Origin of the sequence: Butyricimonas sp. DFI.6.44, assembly GCF_022132345.1 — a bacterium.
Classification (GTDB): Bacteria; Bacteroidota; Bacteroidia; order Bacteroidales; family Marinifilaceae; genus Butyricimonas; species Butyricimonas muris.
The window spans coordinates 215,549-238,452 of record NZ_JAKNJD010000005.1 but is presented as its reverse complement, the minus strand read 5'-3'; the positions used below and the strand labels follow the sequence as shown (position 1 = coordinate 238,452).

Genomic DNA, 22,904 nt, shown 5'->3' with positions numbered 1-22,904 from the left:
CTCTCTTTTTTTGTAAATTTCAAACAAAGATACACTTTTCCCGTCATAAAATTTACCCCTCATACCTGAATTTTATCCCTGAATATCGTTTTTCGTCCCTTTCCCCCGGGGTACATACCTTTGATTTTGAAAACCCGGAATTGTGTCGTTTTTTTGCATTAAGCTATAAACACAACACCATGGAAATCATCACCAGAACCAAACAATTAAAAGCTATTTTCTCTTACGATAAAAAGGTAGAAATAGACGACAGACCGTTGGAAATACGCCCGTATCATTTCATCCAGAACACCGGGATGAAGGAGATCGAGCAATTCCAGCAATTGATACCCCCCTGTGAATTTTGTCCCGTTCCGGACAATAACATCCAAGAGAATAAAAGTTTCTCGTACACAGTCTTCACCCCTCGCGGGACAAAGAAAATTGACAAAGCCATCCTGCTGCTGCACGGGCTGAACGAACGGAACTGGGACAAGTACCTGACGTGGGCGGAATACCTTGCACTCGCCACGGGTAAAGCCGTCATTCTTTTCCCTATCGCTTTTCACATGAACCGCACGCCGGGCACATGGTATAACCCGCGGGCACTGATGTCGTGGGTAACACGACGGAAGCAAGAAGTGGAACATCTCGACAACTCTACGTTCGTGAACGTCGCACTGAGTTACCGCCTGTCGGATGCCCCGCTCCGTTTCTTTATCTCGGGTAAGGAATCCATGTTCAACCTATGGCAATTGCTCACGGAGATCAAGACGGGACAGCACCCCCTGTTCAAGCGGGATACCCCGGTAAACATTTTTGCTTACTCGATCGGTGCTTTCCTCTCGCAAATACTGATGTTAGCCAATCCCGACCGACTGCTGGACGACTGCCGCCTGTTCCTGTTTTGCGGCGGTTCGATATTCAGCCGAATGGACGGAAGCGCACGGGATATCATGGATCGGGAAGCATACAGAAAGGTGAAAGATTATTTTATGAATGATTTTCTCGTACCGGGCGAAGCACACCGTATGTTACCCGTGCTTTACGAGGAAGATTTCATGGAAAAAGCGTTCAAAGCCATGATTCGCCCCGAAATCATGCAGGATTACCGGGAATCATTCTTTGAACAGGCTCAAAACCGTATCCGGATTATCAGCCTCGCGAAAGATACCGTTATGCCTACGCGGGGTGTAGTGGAAGCCCTCGGTGCGAAAAACGCCGGAAAGATTCTGGAACAACTGGATTTCCCCTACGAGTACTCGCACCAGAACCCCTTCCCGACAAACACGGGAGCCACGCCGGAAATGTTGCACCAAGCCTTTGAAGGAGTTTTCAGTCGAGCGGCGAACTTCCTTTAACTCTCTTTCCCCGCTATCATATCCCGGATATTGTCGCGTTCGCCGACAACCCACACGAGATCACCTTCCTTGAAGATCGTGTGACCGTTCGGGTTCATGATGGCATTATCGTCCCGTTCGACTCCCACGATCACGCAGTTGTAGCGATTGCCGACGTGTGATTCCGCCAGAGTCTGCTCAAGAAAAGGAAAATCGGGTTCCACGGTGAAGGATTGCAAGGTGACCTCTTCCTCGTGAATACCGTCACGGTTTTCCTCCTGCATTCGTTCCACCTCCGCGGAAAAACGTTGGATTTGCTCGTCGCTTCCCACGACAACGAGGCGATCTTGCGGGTAAACACGTTCCGTGTTATCGGGGATATTGATCTTGTGGTCGCCCCGAATAATTTCCACCACGCTGACACCGAAAGTCTTTCGGAAAGAGATTTCCCCGAGGGAAAGTCCGGCATAGGGGGAATTGGGCGACACGGTAATAGCAGTGAGGTGAATATCTTTGTCACTCAATTTCCGCTTGAAACTTGCACGTAGGGGATTACGACGGCGAGCCGCTTCCTCCCGCTGGTTCAGATTCAACAGAAAACGTTTCTCCAATCTGGCATACTGATTCAAGTCACGCCGAAAAACAAGGAATAACGCCAGTATCCCAAGGGCAATGATAATCACGATACCGTACTGGATATGGAAATACCTGATCAACACGAGTGACACGAAAAACGTCGCCACGAATACCCGGAAAAGCACCATCGACACCAGCCGTCCCCGGTTGTATTTACTATCATTCCAAAGACTCATGAATAATTCGCGCGAATTGTACTTGTTTGACACGAGCGCGATAAGAAACGGCGCCATCAGTACCAGTGTCAACACGACGGTAACCACGTTGTCGAGCACGGGCGAGTCGGGGAATTGATCTGTCATCAACGGGTATATCCCGTGTGTAGAGAGCAAGAAGACAGCGGTCAGTAATATACTGAATATCGAGAGGCGCCCAAGAAAGCTTTTCAACAGTTTTTTCCAATCGCTCTCGTGATTGATTGTCTTCGCGCCGGAAGAATAGCGATCGAGGAAGTTGCAGGTACGATCGGGCAACACCCGGTACAACCAGTCAGCAAAAGGATCCGCGAGCCGGATAAAATAAGGCGTCGTGAAAGTCGTGATCACGGAAACGGCAACAATGATCGGGTAAACGTAATCATCGAGAACTTTCAGCGACACGCCCAACGAGGCGATGATAAAGGCAAATTCCCCGATCTGCGCAAGGCTGAACCCGGATTTAACGGAAGTCTTCAGCGTTTGTCCCGACAAGAGGACGCCGAACGTCGAGAAGCAAGCTTTACCGACAATGGTCACCAGCGTGATGATCGCTACCGGCCACGCGTATTCCACGAGTATCGCCGGATCGACCAACATTCCCACGGAAACGAAAAAGATAGCCCCGAACAAGTCTTTCACCGGTTTGATAATATGCTCGATACGCTCCGCCTCCACCGTTTCCGCCAGTATGGAACCCATGATAAAAGCCCCGAGAGCGGCAGAGAATCCCGTTTCCGTTGCCAGCACCACCATACCGAGGCACAGACCGAGAGCGACGACCAATAATGTCTCGTCGTTCATCAACTTCTTGACTTTTTTCAATATCAAAGGAATGATAAATATCCCGATCAGGAACCAGAGGACAAGGAAGAAGATTACTTTAAAGACGCTCATGATGAGTTCCTCTCCCGCGAATTGCTGGCTGACCGCCATGGTGGAAAGCAACACCATCATCAATATTGCCACCAGATCTTCGACGACGAGCGTCCCGAACACAATCCCCGTGAATCGCTGGCTACGTAAACCCAGATCGTCAAATGCCTTGATGATAATCGTCGTGGAAGACATAGATAACATCCCCCCGAGGAAAATGCTGTTCATCGTTGACCACCCCAGCATATAGCCCACGAGATAACCGATAATCAGCATCGTGACCACCTCCGTGATCGCCGTGATAAACGCTGTCGAACCCACGTTCACCAACTTCTTGAAACTAAACTCCAGTCCTAGCGCGAAAAGCAGGAATACTACCCCGATTTCCGCCCAGATATTAATATTCTCGATATCCCCCACCGTGGGAAAAACATGCACGTAAGGGCCCGCGAGAAGTCCCGCCACGATATACCCCAACACAAGGGGTTGTTTGAGCCATTTAAACAAAAGGGTAATAATCCCCGCCGATACAAGAATGAGCGCGAGGTCGGTTATCAAAGTCGGTAAATGAGACATTATTTACTATTTAATGGTTAAATTGATGAAGAATACAAATATATTCATAAAATTAATACGATGAAAGAGGAAAAGACGTTTCAAAATAATGGAGAATTGAAAATGAAGGTATTCGTTATTTTTTAATAAAACTGAAACTGTGTTGGAAAGTATATCGTATACTCCAATAGATATAAACTCAAAACACTCGGATATGGAAATCAAGCACAATGAACAGATGCATCTGTTCGAAATTCAAGATAACGGCAAAACGGCCGTTGTGGAATACAAACCCTTTGACGGGGGAATCAACATAGTACATACATTCGTCCCGAAGCCCTTGCAAAGCAAAGGTTACGGCTCGGCGCTGGTAAAGCAGGCGCTGGATTATGCCAGAGAAAAGAAGTTGAAAGTAATTATCACGTGTCCTTTCGCTCGCGCTTACGTGGCACGACACAAGGAATACGAGGATTTGCTCTAAAATTCGTCTAGTAACAATACTTATCCCGGCTTGGTTTCTATACAGGATCAAGGTGATTATCAATATGCCAATTCGAAAATCAAGCTACCAAGGGACTGTTTCGCGGAAACGATTTTCTTAAAAAGATAGAAATTTTAAATCTATACTTTGGAACATCGGTAAATTATAACAAACTTTGTGGTGAATTTAGAAGCGTGTAGTATGAATAGTTGTATTATCATTACAATATTAAGCGGCGTTATTTTATTACTCTTCTGCTTGTACATGAGAGCAAGGACGATGAGCAGTAAAAGAGGGCAAGAGATCGAGGCATCGGGAGCGTTATTTGATTTTATCCTGCAACATATTAAAGCGTATATCCTAGTTATCGACAAGGATTTTATCGTGGAGAAAACAAATTATTACACCGTGACTGATACACGGGACGATAACCGGAAAAAAAGAGTAGGTGAATTACTCCAGTGTGTCAACTCTTTCGAGAAAGGATGCGGGAACGGGGAACTTTGTCAGACCTGCCCCATCCGGCAAGCGATCACGGAAGCATTCCGCATGAGGAAGGACTTCTCGAATTTAGAAGCCGTTGTCAGCCTGCGCGTATCGGAGAAGAAGTCAATAAAGTGCAATGTCTCCGTGTCAGGATCGTACATGGATATGAACTGTCGCCCGGAAATGTTGATCACCATTCATGATATCACGGAACTGAAACAAGCCCAGATCAGATTGCAGGACGCACTGGACAAGACGGGACGTATAGAGAAATCGAAATTCTCGTTTCTGGAAAAACTGGGTAACGATATCAACGATCAGTTGAATTGTATATTGGGTTGGGCAAATCTGGTCAGCACCGACAAGACGCTGACCGAGAACCAGCGCAACGAGTACATGAATCTTATCTATGAACATTCCGACCAGTTGTCGCATATGGCAAACGACGTGTTGCGACTGGCAAGAATCGACGCGCACAAGATAGAGCTTCAAATGACCACGTTCTGCCTGCACGAGTTTTGTCAAGATATTCTATTAATGCGCATGAACAACACGCACCCGAACGTGGAGTTATATTTGGAAGGCGACACCCCGGACCTGCTCGTCTACACTGACCAGCAGAAGTTGTACCAAGTGATCGTAAACCTTTTATCGAATGCCCAGAAGTTCACGAACAAGGGACACATCCGCCTGAGTTATTCCCTGAACAAGGAGCAAAACACGATCAACTTCGTGGTAGAGGATACCGGAAAAGGGATGCCCTCGAAGATTCATGCCAATCTTTTCGAGAGGTTCTACAAGGCGAACACCTTCACGGAAGGTACGGGACTTGGATTATCAATCTGCAAAGCATACATCGAGGCTATGGGCGGAACGATACAGTTCACCTCATCCGAGGGACGGGGAACACGTTTCCACTTTTCTATCAAACGGGACCCGATTCCCGCCGGAGACGCAGCTCTTGACTTGTGCAAGTAGTCCGTAAAGTCCATAAAGTCCGCAGGGCTCCATGGACTTTATGGACCTTACTCTGTAACTTTCTTCTTCCGGTTTCCGTTTATCACGGAAAATAGAAAAGAATGGAAACAACCGGTAAGCCCAAAGAGATCATAGGGCATCTTATGGTCTTGTCTACAATCATCATATACAGTTTCAACACGAACTTCATGAAGATCCTTATGCCCTCGTGGATAGGACCCCACGGGCTCGTGTTACTCCGCTGTACCATGATGGCCGCGGGATTCTGGCTGATCTCGTTGTTTCTTCCGACAAAAGGACAAGCGAAACCGACAAAAAAAGACATTCTAATGATGATGCTCGGGGGTGTACTCGGCATCGGTGGGAATTTATTACTTTATATCAACGGATTGAACATGACCGGTCCAGTGGATGCTTTCGTGATCCGTACCACCCAGCCGATCATCGTGATCGGTCTTGCCGTGCTTCTGTTACATGCCTCTTTTAACTGGTATAAGGCAATCGGTATCATACTCGGCCTTGCCGGGACGGTGTATGTATCCATAACTCCCCATGCCGGAGCGGTCAAGGATTCGGTCACGGGTGACGTTCTTATCTTCGTATCTTCCGTGTTTAACGCCTTGTACCTGATTTTAATAAAACCTTATACACAAAAGTTCAATTCCGTCATCGTTATGCGGTGGATGAGTCTGGCCGCCATGATTATCACGTTTCCGTTCGGTATTCATCAAGTCTTGAACGCACCGATATTCACGTCCGTCGCACCGACACACATCTGGTTGGAACTGGGATTCACGCTCGTGTTCTCCACGATGCTCGCTTACTTCCTGAGCCTGAAAGCCTTGGTATACATTACCCCATTCGTGGAAAGCGCGTATATATATTTACTCCCTATCACGGGGGCTATCGTTTCTATCGCCATCGGCTTACAGAAATTCTCTTGGCACGACCCGATCGCCCTCGTACTGATCGTCATTGGATTTATTCTTATTAACAAGAAAACGAAGAAGCAAGTAAAAGAGCTTAGAGTTCAAAGTTAAAACTCTAAATGTCACAATTTCTTCACCTTCTTTTCAAGTTCGCCCATTTTCTCGCGATGCGCCTCAAGCGCCTCGTGCATTTTCCGTCGGGAGTCAGCGTTAGTCACGATCTCCGGGTACTCTACCATCAAGGACACAAGATTAGTTAATGCCTTGGCTTCCTCCACACTCTTCACCAAGATATCCACGTACAATTTTCTTTTTTCCTCGTTCGGGAATATAGCCTTTGCTTCTTCTTCCAAACCTTCTCTGTCAATTTCCGGGATTTCCACTTCTTCCATGATTTCTTTTCTTTTTAAATTTCCACACCTTATCACAATCAAAGCATTTATTCACCGACTTGAATATCGGGAACAACGCCGACAACAAGAAGTATATCACAATCATGATCACGTCGGGAGATTTCTTTACACCAATATTAGAAGAGCCACAAAAGGGACAACACGTCCTATCCGTAGTTTTATCCGCTTCAACAATCCATACCTCATCTTCTTGCACCAAATCGACCGAAGTAATATATCCCCCCTCTTGCAACAACTTCACCCCTTCCGACAAATGTTCGTCCCGCACCCACAACTTCACACCACCAATCGCGTTAGAATAGAAATTATTTACTTGAGCTGTCAGCTCGTCCTGCAATAATGTATCTACTCCTGCCGACTCTAGGTATGCCTTTGCCATATAAGCATCTTGTGGATAAACGAAAGTCTTTATTATAGTCCAATTATTCATGATATCATGTATTTATCGCTGATTCGCGATATTATGATTGCAATTTATTATAATTTTAGGAGAATTCCAAACCTTTCACGAATTATCATCGTTCGTCTTTCACGCCACCCGCTGTATTTCTCTTACGATATAACTGAAAAGCATTAATACTATTTTGCCACAGAACATACGCCGCCGGACCTATGGAAGAGAGAGGCGACAGGTACACCTGTGCCATCCAGATAGCGAGAATCGTGTTTTTTTGCCCGAGTCCTTGTCCCCCCGCGATCGTTTCACCATATTTTTTCCCGATCCGACGCCCGAGAGCGAATTGTGCGATGCAAAGCACCAGAGCAGCGATAGCCATCAGAATCTCCGCCCCGTAGTCCTTACTATCCTGCTGCATGATAAAAAACACCGTTCTCCCCGTCACGATCGTCAGACTCAAACTCCACAGGTAAAACGAAATACTCTGGCGGGCACGCAATATTTTGTGCACGGAAGGAACAAAATACTCCAACACCCAAGCCCCGGCAAGAGGTAAAAGCAACAAAGGTCCCACCTGAGTGCAAATATACCAAACCGACTGACCGAACGACACCCCGTCCCGCACCCCAACCAACGAGAACATGACCGGAGCCACGATTGCCACGCAAAGATTGCTTGCCAGCGTGTAGGTTGCCAGACAAGGCACGCTTCCACCAAGCATCCCCGTGATCACCGCCGCCGCAACCGCCGTGGGAGCCAACACGCATATCATCATCGCCTCCGCCAACACCCGATCGAAATAGCATAGGACACCATACACGATCACGCTGCCGAAAACTTGTACCATCAACATCCATGCATGCAAGCGAGTAAACCGCATCTCCCGTATCGACAAGCGACAACAGGTGATCAGCAACATCACGGAAATCAAATAAGGTGTCAGAAAAGCAAACAAATTAAAGAAGGAGTAAAATATACCCCCACCCAACATAGCCAACGGCAACATCCATGATCTTAATCGTTCCAGCACGTCTATCGGTTTTTACCCTGCAAAGGAACAATGAATTTAGCAATTATCAATCAAAAAATCATAAATTTCTACCCCTTTCACACTAAAATGGAAATAACAAAGGCAATATGAATATCATGACGATTCCCATGATAATCTGAAGCGGTAATCCCACTTTCACGTAATCCATAAACGTGTATTTCCCGGCAGACATCACCAAAGCATTAGGCGGCGTGGAGAACGGGGAAGCAAAACACATGCTCGCGGCAACCGTGACGGCAAAGAGGAACGGATAAGGGCTCACCCCCGTGTTTATGGCTGCCTGCATGGCAATAGGGGCTAAAAGCACTGCCGTTGCCGTGTTACTGATAAACATGGTCAACAATGATGTGGTGAAATAAATACCCGCCAAAAGGATAACAGGACCGAAACCACCTAAAGAATTCACTAATCCGGAAGAAATCACGGACGAAGCCCCCGTCTTCTCCAAGGCAAGCGACATGGGCAACATAGCTGCTATCAACACGATACTTTCCCAGTTTATCGTTTTATAGGCATCCTCCACGTTACGAAGACATCCGGTCAATACCATTAACAAGGCTGCCACGATTACCGCCGCCACGGGTGGAATCGGGATAGAATCGAAAACCATAGCCACAATCATCAGAAGCATGATTGCCGCCGCCACAGGTGCTTTGTGATCCAGCGTAACCTTGGCAGCTTCTGCCAGCGGCTGACCGACCACCACCCACTCGGACTGCATCTCGTTCAAACGAGCGATATCCTGCCACGTACCTTGAACCAGCAAGGCATCACCGGAGTGCATTTTCTCGTCTTTCAAATCCTGTAATATGTATTTCCCGCCCCGTTGGATACCCAAGACATTAACACGGTATTTCTCCCGGAAACCGGAATCTTTGACAGCCCGGTTTATCAACTGCGAATTCGGCATCAATAACACCTCGGCAATCCCCATCTCCCCGAAGTTCACATCTTGTTTGACATGTTTATCGGAAACTTCGGCGGTATGCGTATCCAACAAATCCAAATAATTCTCCCCGACCAATACTTCCACTTGCGCGAATTGTCCCAGCACATAGAGGACATCCCCCTCCTGCAACGCCGTATCCGGACCCGCCAATCTCTGGTCTATGGTTTTCATGAAAGGATTTTGCGTGTTGGATTCTCGCCGTATTTCCAGAATAGTCAAGTTATATTTTCCCGTGATATTCAATTCGACCAACGTCTTGCCACAAAACAAAGAGTTTTTCTTCACCCCTACCCGAAACAGGTTTTGCGCGATCTGATACTCGTAAGCTAAATCTTTAACCGATTTATTTCTCGCTTTTTTCTCTATCTTTTTCTCATCTTTCTTTACAAGAAATATCTTACTTAACGGAATCAACACGATAATACCCACGAATACGCAAATAATACCCACGGGGGTAAAAGAGAAAAAGGATAACCCCTCGTATCCGGCTCCTAATAAGGCGTTTTGAATCACCAAGTTCGACGGTGTACCAATCAAGGTTGCCATACCTCCCATGCTACTGGCAAACGCCAACGGCATCAAATAACGACTGGGACTCACTTTGGCACTTACCGCCATACTCACGACGATAGGAAGCATGAGCGCCACGGTTCCGGTATTACTCACGAAAGCACCGATAGCGGCAGTCACCAGCATAATGAGGATAAAAAGTTTTAACTCGCTATCCCCCGCGAGTTTCAATATCTTACTACTGATCATCTTAGCCAATCCGGTCTGAAATATCGCACCCCCGACGACAAATAACCCGATCATCATGATCACGATTGAATTGGAGAAACCGGAAAGAGCCTCTTCCGGTGTCAATATATTGAACAGAATCAAAAGAACTAAAGCACAAAGCGCAACGACATCAGATCTTATCTTACCATTTACAAAAAAGAACGCGGATAAAGCTAAAATAATCAGGGTTACAGTCATGTTTTATCAAGTTTGTATCATTATGTTTCTTTAATATTAATATTTAAAATTACTCTAGCGAGCCTCCCACTATGTCCATTAATTCTGCCGTGATGTTCTGTTGCCGGAGTTTATTATATTCCAGTTGTAGACCTTTCAACAGCTTGATAGCGTTATCATTTGCCATTTGCATGGAGAGTATCCGGGATGCCTGTTCCGAAGTTTGGTTTTCCAACAAATAGCGATACATGATGGAATGAATTACCAAAGGGTACACCGTTTCCAGAATCTCTTCACAATTAGGCTCGTAGATATAAACTGTGTTCTGTTCCTTTCCGGAGAGAACATTTGTTTCCCGCGGCACCCACGGGAGTAACTGCACGCGGGTGACGATCTGCGTGCCCATACTCTTGTAATGAGAGTATATCACGTCTACCCTATCAATTTCTTTTGCCATAAAACGTCGGATCAACTCGTCCGCCAAGGCCGTACACCCGTCAGCATACTGTTTCGCCTCGAAGAACTCGGGTATTTCCATCGTTTCCACCCCTGCCGTCCGCTTCACCTCGTTCACGATCTTTCTACCTATGGGATACACCTGTATCGGCGATTTCACTTGAGTACTATACTCGTTCAGGGTTTCCAACAACTTCTTGTACTGTGTCAGGTTAAAAGCCCCGCATAATCCCTCGTTAGCGGCAAAAATGACAACAGCCACCCGTTGCACCGTTCTCTCTTGGCTTAACGGGGACTGATAGTAACATGTCTGCGCCGCAATATGATCCAATATATTCTGTAACTGTTCCATGTAAGGTCGGGCGTTATTCAACGCATTTTCGGACTTTCTCAACCTTGCCGATGAAATCATCTTCATCGCCCCGGTAATCTTCTGAGAAGAGTGTACCGAACTAATCCTTCCTTTCAATTCACGTGTAGATGCCATAGTCAGTTTATAAAGTTTATAAGGTTTATAAAGTTCATAAGGTTTGTAAGGTTGTAAAGTTCATAAGATTTTGGAACCCGCGGGCTTTGTTTACGACAGTTCACGCTGCCATTAAACCTTGTCCGAAGGACACCCGTTACTTTATAAACTTTATGAACTTTACAAACTTTATGAACTCTAATCATTAAACGTTTGTGCCACATCCCCGGCAACTTCTTCCAGTAGCTTGGAAATATTTTCATCCAGCATACCCTTACTCAACGGTTCAAGAATCTCCTTTTGGTATCTGGAACGCAAGATTTCTAAAAACATTTTTTCAAATTCGGCAATATGTTTTATTGCCACGTTCCGTAACAATCCTTGGGTACCGCAATATATGACAGCAATTTCTTCCTCCACGGGCATCGGGGAATGTTGGGGTTGTATCAACAATTGTGCGTTCTTACGCCCTTTGTCTATCACCATTTCCGTCACGGAATCCATATCACCGCCGAATTTGGAGAACGATTCCAGTTCCCGGTATTGTGCCTGATCGATCTTCAGCGTTCCGGCAATCTTTTTCATGGCCTTTAACTGGGCGTTACCACCTACACGGGATACCGAAATACCCACGTTAATTGCCGGACGCATACCCTCGTTAAACAAACTGGCTTCAAGAAATATCTGACCGTCCGTGATAGAGATCACGTTCGTGGGAATATATGCCGATACGTCGCCTGCCTGTGTCTCGATAATCGGTAAGGCTGTCAACGAACCGCCCCCTTTCACCATCGGTTTCAAGTTTTCCGGCAGATCATTCATCGTCAGTGCCATCTCATCGCTGGAAATAATACGCGCGGCTCTTTCCAACAAACGGGAATGCAGGTAGAAAATATCACCCGGGTAAGCCTCACGACCTGACGGACGACGCAAAATCAAAGATATCTCCCGGTAAGCTACCGCCTGCTTGGAAAGGTCGTCATATATCACAAGTGCATTACGTCCGCTATCCCGGAAATACTCGCCAATGGTTGCTCCGGCAAACGGCGCGTAATACCGCATGGCTGCCGAATCAGAGGCGTTTGCCGCCACCACGACCGTGTATTCCATGGCACCCCGCTCCTGCAATGTGTTCACGAGCATAGCCACAGAGGATGCTTTCTGCCCGATAGCCACGTAAATACAATAAACCGGATCACCTTTGTCAAAATACCTTTTTTGGTTCAATATCGTATCCACCGCGATAGAGGTCTTCCCCGTCTGTCGATCACCGATAATCAGCTCCCGCTGCCCGCGTCCGATAGGCACCATAGAGTCGATAGCCTTGATACCTGTCTGCAAAGGTTCTTTCACCGGTTGACGATAGATTACACCCGGAGCCTTACGTTCCAACGGCAACTGCATTAAATCACCCTGAATCGCACCAACCCCGTCGATCGGATCACCCAAAGTATTAATCACCCGCCCGAGCAAACCTTCTCCCACCTTGATGGAAGCGATGTTCCCGGTACGCTTCACCGTGTAATTCTCTTTCACGCGGTCGCCGGCATTCATCAGAATCACACCCACGTTGTCCTCCTCCAAGTTCATAGCGACTCCCCGAACCCCGTTCTCAAATTCGAGCAACTCGTTTGCCCGAACATTATCCAACCCGAAGACATGGGCAACCCCGTCACCTACTTCCATCACTCTACCCACTTCTTCAAAAACCATTCGAGTATCCACCTCCTTGAGCTGCATCTCTAATATATCCGATATTTCATTCGCTTTCAACATACTTCATTTCTTTTTAATCACTGAATCATCAATCATTGAATCAATAATTCTCTTCCAGTCCTAACCCTACTCCTATCTCCTTCAGTTCCTTCATCAACGAGGCATCTAATTGCTCCGTACCGATCTGTAACACGAAACCACCGATAATCGTCGAATCAACTTTATGGACAAATTCTATCTTTTTCGAGGCATAGCGACGTTTCACGTAATCCTCTATTTGTTCCAGAGCCTCCTTCGACAATTCCACCGCGGTGGTAATCTTCACCCGGATGATACCGTAAGCCTCCCGGTAGAGTTTTTGGAACATCAGACAGATTTGTCTTACATACATCTCCCGGTGATTCTTTATCAACAAACGAATCCCCTTGATATACGCTTCTCCCGGCTCGATTCCGATAGCCGTGGAAAGAAGCATCTCCTTATCCCCGGGTGACAACAACGGATTCAACAAAGCCTTTTGCAAATCGGGGTGAGCGATATAGTTTATCTCGAATAATTTCATCTTCTCGTAAACCAAATCGGCAGCACCCAGTTCTTGCGAGTATCGAAGCAGAGCCTTCGCGTATCTACGAGCAATCAATCCTTCGTCCATACCTTCCTCCTTTACTCTTTATTTTCAAGCTCGTCCAACAGCTTACCGATAATCTCCATTTGAGCCTTATCGGAAGACAGATCTTTCCGCATCACCTTCTCTGCTATCTGCAAAGACAAAGATGCCACTTGTACCCGTAATTGCCGTTCCGCTTCTCTTTTCGCCTGCTCTATTGATAAGTTGGCAGCTTCTCTCACCCGTTGCGCCTCGTTCTCCGCTGCCTTGCGTGCATCCGCTATCATCTCCCGTTTCAGTCGTTCCGTCTGCTGCAGCACGTCCAATTGTTGCTTGTGCGCTTCCGCCAGCAACGTCTTGACATCTGCCTGTGCCTTCTCCCGGTCTTCCTTCGCTTCTTGAGCATAAACCACGCCTTTATCGATAAAGTCCGCCCGCTCGTCCAACATACGGACAATGGCAGGCCAAGCGTATTTTGCCAAGATGCCGAAAAGAATCAAGAAGACAACCAGCATCCAAAACACTAATCCGAATTCCGGTGTAAACAATGACATAGCTTCTTTTTATACAAACAATGCTAATAAACAAACGATAATCGCGAAAAGGGCAACACCCTCTATCAACGCGGCAATCACAATCATATTCGTTCTGATGTTATTCGTTTCTTCCGGCTGACGGGCAATAGCGTCCATAGCAGAAGAACCAATCTTACCAATACCGATACCGGCACCAATAGCGGCTATACCCGCACCAACACAAGCACCTATCTTTGCCAGACTCATTCCGGCTACCGCGGCTTCCAATAAAATTAAACTTTCCATAACCTTATTTATTTTAGATTTATTGATTCAAATTATTCTATTATAAATCACTCAATCGCTTCACTCTCGCTAACCCGATAAATATCGTCGACAGTAACATAAACACGTACGCTTGGATAAATCCGATCAGCACGTGTATCAAGTTCATAAACACCGCAAACAGTACCGAGAATATCGTTGTCACCCCGACAACCACCTGCCCCATCACGCCGAACATGAATATCAACGAAATCAATACCAGCACAATCAAGTGTCCTCCCAGCATATTCGCGAAAAGACGAATCATAAGAGCGATTGGTTTCGTGAATACCCCGAAAATCTCGATTATCGGCAACAAGGGCACCGGACATTTCAACGCGAACGGTACATCCGGCCAGAAAATCTCTTTCCAGTATTCCTTCGTTCCCGACACGTTCACCACGACAAAGGTACAAACTGCCAGTACAAGCGTGATAGACATATTTCCCATTACATTTGCTCCCCCGGGGAAGAACGCGACCAATCCCATCAAGTTAGAGATGAATATAAAGAAAAACAATGTCAGTAGATAAGGCGCGTATTTTCTCGCCTCTTTTCCCAACACGCTCACGATAACCTCTTTGTACAACATCTCCACGACCATCTCGATTGAACCGACACCCTTTCTAGGGGCTTTGTATTTGTTTTTCCGGTAATAACGCACCAACGAAAAGGCGATTAACATGGTAATCAAAGCGCTTATCATGATAGAAAACGCGTTTTTCGTGATAGAGAAATCATACGGACGATACACGTTTCCCGTCGCGTCCGTGGCGACAATCTTCCCCTCGTGAGTTCCCTCGCGGGCGATATAAAATCCCTCGTATTCCTTCCCGTTCTCCAGACGCGTGGAACTGAACACGTGCCAACTTCCGTCTATTCCCCTAACAATCACTGGCAATGGAAGAGTCACACGCCCCACGATATTCCAACCGTATTCATCACCAAGGTGCTCGAAAATGGTTTCTTTCGGGTTAAACGCTTTCGCTTCTTCCTCGACTTCCTGCCCCAGCGAATCCACCCGAGCAACAATTTCATCTTCCGTTGTCAGTGTATCATTCACGGCAACAACCTCCCGCGCGGACACGTTCAAAGCCACCGTCAGCGAAAAGAATACCGTCAATATATGTCTTGCATAACCTTTCATTCGTTTATCAATTTATACATACCACCACGTTGTTATCCCGCACCTCCACGACTCCTCCTTTTATATCAATTTCCTTCTCCCCGCTCGCCCCCCGGTAAACCAGCTTTCCCGCTGTCAACGTGGACACTAACGGGGCGTGATGCTCCAATACCGTGAACTGTCCCACCGTACCGGGTAGTTTCACCATTTGCACTTCACCTTTATAAAGCACTTTTTCCGGAGATACTATTCTTAAAACCATCCTGATTAATTTTAGATTTATGATTTATGATTTTAGATTACAGCCGCACGAGCGAACGCTTTTGATTTTAGATTTTAGATTTTAAATTGAACTCCTCCGCCCTTCGGGCACCTCCCCTATCATCGTTCATTTCATTTTCAATTTTCAACTTTCAATTTTCAATTTTCAATTGCTTTTCGCTTTCTCCATCATCTCTTTTCCTTTCTTGATCACGTCGTCAATCGTTCCGGCGTTCATAAAGGCTTGTTCAGGGTACTCGTCCATATCGCCATCCAAAATCATCTTGAACCCGCGAATAGTTTCCTCCAGTGGAACCATCACACCCGGAATACCCGTGAATTGCTCCGCCACATGGAATGGTTGTGACAAGAAACGTTGCGCCCGTCTGGCACGAGCCACGACAATCTTATCCGAATCCGACAACTCATCCACTCCCAATATGGCAATAATATCCTGTAACTCGTTATAATGCTGCAACAATTCGATAACCCTCTGCGCCGTGTGATAATGTTCTTCACCCACGATAGCCGGGTCAAGAATACGTGAATTCGATTCCAAGGGGTCCACTGCCGGATAAATACCTAATTCCGTGATCTTACGGCTCAATACCGTGGTCGCATCCAAGAAACTGAATGTCGTCGCCGGAGCGGGGTCAGTCAAGTCGTCCGCCGGCACGTAAATAGCTTGAATAGATGTAATCGAACCGTTTTTCGTCGAAGTGATGCGCTCCTGCAATTTACCCATCTCCGATGCCAACGTGGGTTGATAGCCCACCGCCGACGGCATACGTCCCAGCAACGCCGAAACTTCCGAACCCGCTTGCGTGAAACGGAATATATTATCAATAAAGAACAATATCTCCTTACCGCCTTCATTCGAATCCCGGAACATCTCCGCCACGGTCAATCCCGACAAAGCCACCCGCAAACGTGCCCCGGGGGGCTCGTTCATCTGCCCGAACACGAGCGTGGCCTGTGATTCCCGCACTTTATCCATGTCCACGCTTTCCAAATCCCATTTGCCTTGAGCCATTTCCTCCTTGAACTTGTCACCGTAATTAATTACACCCGACTCGATCATCTCCCGCAAAAGGTCATTCCCCTCACGCGTACGTTCACCGACTCCGGCAAACACGGAATACCCGTTATGTCCCTTGGCTATATTATTGATCATTTCCATGATTAACACGGTTTTACCGACACCGGCACCACCGAACAAACCGATTTTCCCCCCTTTGGAATAAGGTTCCAGTAAATCGATCACCTTGATACCCGTCAATAACAATTCTTCCTGTATGGACAGATCCTCGAATTTCGGGGCTTCCCGGTGAATGGAAAGCGTATCTTTGTATTCCAGCGGGGACAGATAATCAATAGCATCACCCGTCACGTTCAACAGACGTCCCTTAATCTGATCGCCCGTGGGCATCGTCAACGTCCGCCCCAAGTCAACCACTTTCATCCCGCGATACAACCCGTCCGTCGTATCCATTGCCACGCAGCGCACCGTGTCTTCACCCACGTGCTGTTCAACCTCGACAATCAACTTGGCTCCATTGTCCCGCTCGATTTCAAGCGCCTCGTAAATAGGTGGCAAATCTCCCCCGTCATTCTCGAAAATCACGTCCACGACAGGACCAATCACTTGCGTCACGTACCCGACATTCTGTCTCATAATATATAATTTAAACGTTCTTTAAATGCTTACTTTTAACTTTAACGTATATTCACCGGGAAAGTTTCTTTCCAACAAACTTTCTACACGCTTTTTTTCTCCCCTGCACGAGAGAATATATCCCGGCAATACCGCTAAATAACTAAACGACCTATCCGATAGATATAAAATCCATGGACATGCTTTGTGAATAAATATTCTCGGAATTTTTCCTGACAAATAATGTGATGTGACTTCAAGACCGAATCATGGCACGAGAGCAGTTTAGACAAACCACCTCTTTTTTCTTTTTCAATACCCGTATCGCCCGGTAAATCAATTGATGCGGATAGGATAAACGCACCACCAACGAAATCGTAGGTTCTTGCCAAATCGCTCAAAGTAAATTCCCCGTCCAACCGGGTAGAAGCGAAATACTCCGTCCTGTTTTCCGTACGTCCTTCAAACGTGTTCTCCCCGGACAAAACATTTATCCCGAAACAAAACGTTATAATAACGACAGACAATATTTTCAACCAAAACTTCATATTTCCTTTTTATTGTTCTGTGGGATATAGTGCAATTTCCATACCAAAACACCCCAACGGTGGAAAAAAAAAGACTTACCCGCATCCACTCCTCGGGGAAAGCTATGTGCAACTTGCACGAGTCGTTTTACTCAATCTAAAATCACTAAATCTAAAATTATTAAAGTTTTATACTTTCCAGTGCCTTCAAAGCAATCTCGTCCTTGGCATCCAACGCCAGCACCTTAGAGAAAAACTCCTTTGCTTCCTCGTATTCACCTTTTGCCGAATCGGGATTTCCATTATTTTTCGTCGTGATAGCATCGGCAACAACGTAATGGTAATACCCCAGATACTTGTAACTCTCTATCAGTTCCCGTTTATAACGTTCCGTGTTCGACAGTCCTATTTCTACCACTTTCTCGTAATAAGGTTTTGCCAACCCTTCCAAGGTTTCCGGATCGAGCATCGAATTAACGCGTGCCCGCCAGAAATATCCCACGTAACTACTCGGCACCTTGTCACTCAACGCGGCAAACAAACTATCGGCTTTCACGAGTTCCGCTTTCTGTTCGTTGACAACGGAATCCCGGCAAGCCATGTTATAATAGCATTTGCCCAATTTCAATAAATCTTCCGCCGATGCCTCTCCGGCAGAATCAATATAACGATTGTAATATACCACAGCCGAATCCAATTGATTGGTCTTCGCGAAAATATCCGCGATTTCCTTGTTCAGCTCTTGATGTTTGGCATCCGTTTGCAAAGCCTTCTCGTAAAACACCACGGCATCATTGTAATTCTTGTTTGCCTCCAATTGCTCGGCATAACACAGGAAATCCTGATAAATCTGATGTTCTTCCGGGGTTGACTCTATAAAATGCCGGATAGCCTGCAAACACTTCTCCCCGTCTTCCCGCTTCGCCAGACAGTACGCGTACAACCGTTTCGCCACTAAATTATCCGGTCGTTCATTCAACACCTGTTCCAGCACGGGCAACATCCCGGCATATTGCTTGTCGAAATACAATATCCCCGCATAACGAAGCAAATTCTCCGTGTCGTAATACCCCGAACGGATAAACTTAGTATAATTCTCTGCCGCCGCCTTACTATTTCCGGACATCTCGTGCAATTCTCCCAAGGAACAGTAAGCCCCGCAAAAATCGGGCGATATCTCGCGCACTTTATTCAACTTCTCGAGAGAAAGCGAACGATTGGTGGACATGTATATCTGTGCCTGCTTCAAATAAGCCCCCAGACAATCCGGAGAAAAATAAGTAGCCGACTCGTACTTGGCACAAGCATCCCCGGTGTGTCCCTGCATCACCAGAATGTCGCCTTCCACGAGATAGGGCAAACCGCTCTTGTCATCCAACTCTTTCGCCTTATTCACGTGCTCCATAGCCTTCGCGGCATCACCGGCGTGCAAGTAAGCCCTCGCGATAGCGATTTGCAGGGTAGCGTCTTTTTTATACCCTTTCATTCCGAGGGCATCCTTCAATAAAGCCTCCGCGCCGGAAGGATCGTCATTCAACTTCAGACTTGCCTGTCCCACCCGATTGTACGGGTAATCCGGTTGCAATCCCACACCTTTATCGTAATAAAAACCGGCAGAATCCCTCTGCCCTAGCGTCAGATAACATTCCCCGAGGTAATAACACGCCTCAGCCTGCCGTACATTATCCGTCAGCGTCGGCAGATTATCCAGAAAAAACACTTTTGCCGCACCGGTCATTCCCGACTCGTAGAGATCTATCCCTACCCTGTTATCTGCCGCCTTCACGCTCACGGAAAGGAGCGAAAAGAACAGTCCGTATAATATCCATTTTGTATTCATCGTCTTCAAATTTATGGTTAGATTTGTTCTCTCACGTTCACGATATTCACGGGCATTGTTGCCGGTAGCAAACCGGCCTTCAACACGATACGCTGTCCCCGCGAACCGGAGAAAAAAGAAGTCAATCCCGTGGGCAAAACACCACGGGGATCATTCAGTAAAATATAAATATCCCGTCGCAAGGGATACTGTCCGGTATAGAGATAATACTGGTAAGGCTGGTAACTATTCCCGTACGTCGGTCGGTCGGCACGACTCACGCGTGCCACCTGTATCTCGTCGAGAAAATCGCGACAAAGCGAATCCCTGTCATCACTGATCCAGTTCACACCTATTACCCCCAAAGCACCACGGGTACGTGCCACGTAATCAATCACCTTCCGGTTCGTCCCCGCCGCGTGACAACGCTCGGACAACTGCCCCTCCCCGCAAATCGAATCAATCGCGTACCTCACGGTGCTTGAATTCGGGTGATCGAAAACCACCTGTATCTCTCCCGCGCAGGACCCCGGGGCAATCTCCTCCCAACGGGTAATCTCCCCGGTAAATATCTTTTGCAACAGAGCCAAATTGAATATCGAATCGGCATTTTGCCTGTTCACGATCAAGGCTATCCCATCAGTGGCTACCTTCACCGACTCCGGAAAAAACTTCTTGCTGTGGAATGACTCTAATTCGTTTTCCGTCAGTGGTCGTGTAGCCAAAACCCACCGCACACTATCACGTAACAGCAAATTGATCGCTTCCACTTCACTCGTGTAAAGTGGTATTACACCCGCCTGATTATATTGCGCCTCAAAAACGTTAATAGCTTCCTCGGCCAAGGGAGATAACGTTTCATCGACAGCAACCCGGATCACCCCGCTGAACAAGGTTTCCTGTACACTTGATGTCTTTCCTTTACAAGCCCCAAGGGACACCAGTAACAAGAGCCAAAAGCCGATTCGAATATTCATAACTTAATTAATTTATCTCCCCACTCCATTTTAAATCGAGCCCAAAACCAAGCAAGGAGTTCATTTTCAATTCTCCATTTTCAATTTTCAATTGCTTATTGTTGCAATTTAAATGATATCGGCAACGTGAATCTTACGGATACAGCTTCTCCCCGCTGTCTACCGGGAATCCATTTCTTCATCGCTTTCACGACCCGGATAGCTTCTTGATCCAACGAAGGATCAACGGAACGAATGACCTGCACATCGCGCACCGAACCATCACGCCCGATAACAAACTGCACGATAACCTTTCCCGCGATGTTCATTTCTTGGGCAATAGACGGGTAACGGATCTCTTTACCGATCCATTTCATCAAGGCGGCCATACCTCCCGGGTATTCCGGGGCTTGTTCCACGACTTGAAATACCTCGTCATCACTCACCACGATCAATTTGTGATCTTCCAAATCAGCAATATCCTGACCGTTCTCGTCATCATTTCCCTTCACGTCCGCCACGGAAATAGCCGCTTTCGCTTGATTCACCTCCTCCTGTGTCTTCATCTCGTCCGCCTCGTTCACCTCCTCGTCTTTTTTGATCACGGGAGCGGTAAACTTGATTGTCGTCTTCAATGTAGGCGGAGGCGGCACGTTCACCGCCACGATCTTATTCTCTTCCTTCACCTCCGGTAACTCCATCTTTAAATTAGAAAGCTCGGTCACCGCTACCATCTTTTCCTCCGCCTTCACCGGGGTAAGAAAACGAATGAAGGCAGGAAGTACCATTGCCAGTACGACACAGCCTATAATCACTATATAAGCTGTCAGATGCCGCCGGGACGACTGCTTACGCAGTTCGTAAGCGCCGTAATCTTTATTCTTCCCGGCAAACACGAGGTCGCACCATTCAACCGAATTTATATGAATATCTTTTGCCATACCTTACTGTTTTAACTCCCGGTACTCGATAACCTCCTTCAAATCATCGGCGTACCCGTCGTGTGTTTTATCCTGTAACAAACGTAAATCGCCCTGTGTAACATCCATGATCGCGTAACGACCGATATTGCATATCTGCATCTCGTCAAGCACATCAATCAAGTTCTTATAGTTAGCGAAATCCGTCGCCTTAATCAATATTACAGGCGAATCTTTCTCTTTCCGAATCTCGGCGGACTCTTTCAAGTACTCCTCGTTCGTGATTTCCAGATTCTCCTTTTTCTGTTTCAACTCCCGGATCTTTTGCATCACGATCTGGTTGCGTCCCAGCAAAATCGCTCTCAACCCGTTCGGGGAAAAGTCTGTTTCCTGCACCATATCGGGATTCTCGTAATCCGGTTCTCCCATATAATAGTACACCTTTCCCTCCTTTCCCAACAAAATGGTCATCGCCTTCGAAGCCTTCACCTTATTCTGCTCCTGCTCGTTCAACAAATCCTTCCGGGGCATACTGATTTCCATTGTCTGGGGCTTACTCATGGAAGTACAGAGCATAAAGAAAGTTATCAACAGCATATTCATATCCACCATGGGAGTAAAATCCACGCGGATACTAAACTTCTTCTGTTTACCTTTCTTGCGTTCTCCGCCTCCGTTATCTTGTATCTCTGCCATAATCTTATCGTTTCAAATTAACACGTCCAACCCGGTCATACATTAGGCATATTTCGCAAAGAGGTTATCAGGTTGTACCTGTTCTCCCGCAAATCCTGCAACGTCGCCATAATATCCTTTATCAGCGGATAAGGTGTACTTTGGTCTGCCTTGATCGCGATCACCAAATCCTTGTTCACCTCGCGGGCAAACTGCATCCACGATTTAAACTGGTTATTCGTGCTATCGCAAGGAATACCGTAATTCATCAACACTTTATCCTGATCTTCGGGCGATAACGCGAGAAATTGCTTCATTCCTTGAATCGGAACCCCGAAAGAGTTACACAAACTAAACTTCTTCAACTCATCATTAGTAAACTCGATCTGGTAACTTTCGCCCATTTTCTTCAAAACTTCCATTCTGTCTTGCGGCTTATCCAACCCCATAAACACCTTTCCCGAAGGTTCCACCAGTATAGAAACAATATTTGCATCGGGAATCTTGATCTCCGAAACCGACTGCGGCGGATTCACCTTCACCGGTTCCTTTTGGATAAACGTCGAGGTCAGCATGAAAAACGTTAGCAACAGCACCGTCACGTCACTCATGGCGGTCATGTCGATAAACGTCGATTTCTTCTTTATCTTCTGACTCATAA

At 46.6% G+C, this 22,904-nt stretch carries 23 protein-coding genes; 4 read left to right on the top strand and 19 right to left on the bottom strand.

Features of this window, described 5'->3' with window-relative positions; translation table 11 throughout:
* The first annotated feature begins 179 nt into the window (after positions 1 to 179).
* Complete coding sequence (locus L0M98_RS08945) at positions 180 to 1,340, top strand: DUF6051 family protein (protein WP_227215601.1); 1,161 nt, start codon at positions 180 to 182, stop codon at positions 1,338 to 1,340.
* On the opposite strand, the gene L0M98_RS08940 is transcribed toward L0M98_RS08945, so the two are convergent.
* Positions 1,337 to 3,601: a cation:proton antiporter domain-containing protein gene (locus L0M98_RS08940; RefSeq protein WP_099292957.1), complete on the bottom strand. Its 2,265-nt coding sequence runs from the start codon at positions 3,599 to 3,601 to the stop codon at positions 1,337 to 1,339. The genes L0M98_RS08945 and L0M98_RS08940 overlap by 4 nt on opposite strands.
* A 193-nt stretch (positions 3,602 to 3,794) precedes the next feature.
* On the opposite strand from L0M98_RS08940, the gene L0M98_RS08935 reads away from it, so the two are divergent.
* The 3 genes from L0M98_RS08935 to L0M98_RS08925 all read left to right on the top strand — a co-directional run bounded on the left by L0M98_RS08935 (position 3,795) and on the right by L0M98_RS08925 (position 6,565).
* Positions 3,795 to 4,061 (top strand): GNAT family N-acetyltransferase, encoded by a 267-nt coding sequence (locus L0M98_RS08935; RefSeq protein WP_099292959.1) that lies wholly within the window; start codon positions 3,795 to 3,797, stop codon positions 4,059 to 4,061.
* A gap of 201 nt (positions 4,062 to 4,262) precedes the next feature.
* Complete coding sequence (locus tag L0M98_RS08930; protein WP_186975750.1) at positions 4,263 to 5,525, top strand: sensor histidine kinase; 1,263 nt, start codon at positions 4,263 to 4,265, stop codon at positions 5,523 to 5,525.
* A gap of 101 nt (positions 5,526 to 5,626) precedes the next feature.
* Entirely contained in the window at positions 5,627 to 6,565 is a 939-nt protein-coding gene (locus L0M98_RS08925; RefSeq protein ID WP_186975751.1) for a DMT family transporter, read from the top strand.
* A gap of 11 nt (positions 6,566 to 6,576) precedes the next feature.
* Here the strand turns inward: L0M98_RS08925 and L0M98_RS08920 are convergent, their stop codons facing one another.
* From L0M98_RS08920 to L0M98_RS08835, 18 genes are all read right to left on the bottom strand, one after another.
* On the bottom strand, positions 6,577 to 6,846 hold the full coding sequence (locus tag L0M98_RS08920; protein WP_099292965.1) for a hypothetical protein: 270 nt from the start codon (positions 6,844 to 6,846) through the stop codon (positions 6,577 to 6,579).
* Positions 6,818 to 7,297 carry a putative signal transducing protein gene (locus L0M98_RS08915; protein WP_099292967.1) on the bottom strand — a complete coding sequence of 160 codons (480 nt, stop codon included), beginning with the start codon at positions 7,295 to 7,297 and terminating at the stop codon, positions 6,818 to 6,820. The genes L0M98_RS08920 and L0M98_RS08915 overlap by 29 nt, the downstream gene beginning before the upstream one ends.
* Before the next feature lie 85 nt (positions 7,298 to 7,382).
* Positions 7,383 to 8,294, bottom strand: a complete 912-nt coding sequence (locus tag L0M98_RS08910) for a transporter (protein WP_186975752.1) — start codon at positions 8,292 to 8,294, stop codon at positions 7,383 to 7,385.
* An 82-nt stretch (positions 8,295 to 8,376) separates the two neighbouring features.
* A complete protein-coding gene (locus L0M98_RS08905; RefSeq protein ID WP_227215600.1) occupies positions 8,377 to 10,242 on the bottom strand; it encodes an SLC13 family permease in 1,866 nt (621 codons plus the stop codon).
* A gap of 49 nt (positions 10,243 to 10,291) precedes the next feature.
* Positions 10,292 to 11,164: an ATP synthase F1 subunit gamma gene (gene atpG / locus L0M98_RS08900; RefSeq protein WP_227215599.1), complete on the bottom strand. Its 873-nt coding sequence runs from the start codon at positions 11,162 to 11,164 to the stop codon at positions 10,292 to 10,294.
* A gap of 177 nt (positions 11,165 to 11,341) precedes the next feature.
* A complete protein-coding gene (atpA, locus tag L0M98_RS08895) occupies positions 11,342 to 12,919 on the bottom strand; it encodes a F0F1 ATP synthase subunit alpha (RefSeq protein ID WP_099292975.1) in 1,578 nt (525 codons plus the stop codon).
* Positions 12,920 to 12,959: 40 nt separating this feature from the next.
* Entirely contained in the window at positions 12,960 to 13,511 is a 552-nt protein-coding gene (atpH, locus tag L0M98_RS08890) for an ATP synthase F1 subunit delta (protein ID WP_099292977.1), read from the bottom strand.
* Between the two features lie 11 nt (positions 13,512 to 13,522).
* Complete coding sequence (gene atpF, locus L0M98_RS08885) at positions 13,523 to 14,020, bottom strand: F0F1 ATP synthase subunit B (RefSeq protein WP_099292979.1); 498 nt, start codon at positions 14,018 to 14,020, stop codon at positions 13,523 to 13,525.
* 9 nt (positions 14,021 to 14,029) lie between these two features.
* Positions 14,030 to 14,287 carry an ATP synthase F0 subunit C gene (gene atpE, locus L0M98_RS08880; RefSeq protein ID WP_099292981.1) on the bottom strand — a complete coding sequence of 86 codons (258 nt, stop codon included), beginning with the start codon at positions 14,285 to 14,287 and terminating at the stop codon, positions 14,030 to 14,032.
* 40 nt (positions 14,288 to 14,327) lie between these two features.
* Entirely contained in the window at positions 14,328 to 15,452 is a 1,125-nt protein-coding gene (atpB, locus tag L0M98_RS08875; protein ID WP_099292983.1) for a F0F1 ATP synthase subunit A, read from the bottom strand.
* A gap of 7 nt (positions 15,453 to 15,459) precedes the next feature.
* Positions 15,460 to 15,693, bottom strand: a complete 234-nt coding sequence (gene atpC, locus L0M98_RS08870) for an ATP synthase F1 subunit epsilon (RefSeq protein ID WP_227215598.1) — start codon at positions 15,691 to 15,693, stop codon at positions 15,460 to 15,462.
* A gap of 165 nt (positions 15,694 to 15,858) precedes the next feature.
* Positions 15,859 to 17,367, bottom strand: coding sequence for a F0F1 ATP synthase subunit beta (gene atpD, locus L0M98_RS08865; protein ID WP_099292987.1), 1,509 nt, complete (start codon positions 17,365 to 17,367; stop codon positions 15,859 to 15,861).
* Between the two features lie 134 nt (positions 17,368 to 17,501).
* Positions 17,502 to 17,894 carry a hypothetical protein gene (locus L0M98_RS08860; protein ID WP_186975756.1) on the bottom strand — a complete coding sequence of 131 codons (393 nt, stop codon included), beginning with the start codon at positions 17,892 to 17,894 and terminating at the stop codon, positions 17,502 to 17,504.
* Positions 17,895 to 18,054: 160 nt separating this feature from the next.
* The gene (locus L0M98_RS08855; RefSeq protein WP_227215597.1) at positions 18,055 to 19,713 is read right to left on the bottom strand and encodes a tetratricopeptide repeat protein; all 1,659 of its coding nucleotides are present in this window, start codon (positions 19,711 to 19,713) and stop codon (positions 18,055 to 18,057) included.
* Positions 19,714 to 19,730: 17 nt separating this feature from the next.
* Complete coding sequence (locus tag L0M98_RS08850) at positions 19,731 to 20,669, bottom strand: PstS family phosphate ABC transporter substrate-binding protein (RefSeq protein ID WP_227215596.1); 939 nt, start codon at positions 20,667 to 20,669, stop codon at positions 19,731 to 19,733.
* Positions 20,670 to 20,764: 95 nt separating this feature from the next.
* Positions 20,765 to 21,589: an energy transducer TonB gene (locus L0M98_RS08845; protein WP_227215595.1), complete on the bottom strand. Its 825-nt coding sequence runs from the start codon at positions 21,587 to 21,589 to the stop codon at positions 20,765 to 20,767.
* Positions 21,590 to 21,592: 3 nt separating this feature from the next.
* Positions 21,593 to 22,264 carry an ExbD/TolR family protein gene (locus L0M98_RS08840; protein WP_099292995.1) on the bottom strand — a complete coding sequence of 224 codons (672 nt, stop codon included), beginning with the start codon at positions 22,262 to 22,264 and terminating at the stop codon, positions 21,593 to 21,595.
* A 35-nt stretch (positions 22,265 to 22,299) separates the two neighbouring features.
* The gene (locus L0M98_RS08835) at positions 22,300 to 22,902 is read right to left on the bottom strand and encodes an ExbD/TolR family protein (RefSeq protein WP_099292997.1); all 603 of its coding nucleotides are present in this window, start codon (positions 22,900 to 22,902) and stop codon (positions 22,300 to 22,302) included.
* Positions 22,903 to 22,904: the final 2 nt, after the last annotated feature.

Coding starts and splice junctions, on each gene's coding strand:
- L0M98_RS08945 (WP_227215601.1), top strand. CDS start 180: ATGGAAATCATCACCAGAACCAAACAATTAAAAGCTATTTTCTCTTAC.
- L0M98_RS08940 (WP_099292957.1), bottom strand. CDS start 3,601: ATGTCTCATTTACCGACTTTGATAACCGACCTCGCGCTCATTCTTGTA.
- L0M98_RS08935 (WP_099292959.1), top strand. CDS start 3,795: ATGGAAATCAAGCACAATGAACAGATGCATCTGTTCGAAATTCAAGAT.
- L0M98_RS08930 (WP_186975750.1), top strand. CDS start 4,263: ATGAATAGTTGTATTATCATTACAATATTAAGCGGCGTTATTTTATTA.
- L0M98_RS08925 (WP_186975751.1), top strand. CDS start 5,627: ATGGAAACAACCGGTAAGCCCAAAGAGATCATAGGGCATCTTATGGTC.
- L0M98_RS08920 (WP_099292965.1), bottom strand. CDS start 6,846: ATGGAAGAAGTGGAAATCCCGGAAATTGACAGAGAAGGTTTGGAAGAA.
- L0M98_RS08915 (WP_099292967.1), bottom strand. CDS start 7,297: ATGAATAATTGGACTATAATAAAGACTTTCGTTTATCCACAAGATGCT.
- L0M98_RS08905 (WP_227215600.1), bottom strand. CDS start 10,242: ATGACTGTAACCCTGATTATTTTAGCTTTATCCGCGTTCTTTTTTGTA.
- atpG (WP_227215599.1), bottom strand. CDS start 11,164: ATGGCATCTACACGTGAATTGAAAGGAAGGATTAGTTCGGTACACTCT.
- atpA (WP_099292975.1), bottom strand. CDS start 12,919: ATGTTGAAAGCGAATGAAATATCGGATATATTAGAGATGCAGCTCAAG.
- atpH (WP_099292977.1), bottom strand. CDS start 13,511: ATGGACGAAGGATTGATTGCTCGTAGATACGCGAAGGCTCTGCTTCGA.
- atpF (WP_099292979.1), bottom strand. CDS start 14,020: ATGTCATTGTTTACACCGGAATTCGGATTAGTGTTTTGGATGCTGGTT.
- atpE (WP_099292981.1), bottom strand. CDS start 14,287: ATGGAAAGTTTAATTTTATTGGAAGCCGCGGTAGCCGGAATGAGTCTG.
- atpB (WP_099292983.1), bottom strand. CDS start 15,452: ATGAAAGGTTATGCAAGACATATATTGACGGTATTCTTTTCGCTGACG.
- atpC (WP_227215598.1), bottom strand. CDS start 15,693: ATGGTTTTAAGAATAGTATCTCCGGAAAAAGTGCTTTATAAAGGTGAA.
- atpD (WP_099292987.1), bottom strand. CDS start 17,367: ATGAGACAGAATGTCGGGTACGTGACGCAAGTGATTGGTCCTGTCGTG.
- L0M98_RS08860 (WP_186975756.1), bottom strand. CDS start 17,894: ATGAAGTTTTGGTTGAAAATATTGTCTGTCGTTATTATAACGTTTTGT.
- L0M98_RS08855 (WP_227215597.1), bottom strand. CDS start 19,713: ATGAATACAAAATGGATATTATACGGACTGTTCTTTTCGCTCCTTTCC.
- L0M98_RS08850 (WP_227215596.1), bottom strand. CDS start 20,669: ATGAATATTCGAATCGGCTTTTGGCTCTTGTTACTGGTGTCCCTTGGG.
- L0M98_RS08845 (WP_227215595.1), bottom strand. CDS start 21,589: ATGGCAAAAGATATTCATATAAATTCGGTTGAATGGTGCGACCTCGTG.
- L0M98_RS08840 (WP_099292995.1), bottom strand. CDS start 22,264: ATGGCAGAGATACAAGATAACGGAGGCGGAGAACGCAAGAAAGGTAAA.
- L0M98_RS08835 (WP_099292997.1), bottom strand. CDS start 22,902: ATGAGTCAGAAGATAAAGAAGAAATCGACGTTTATCGACATGACCGCC.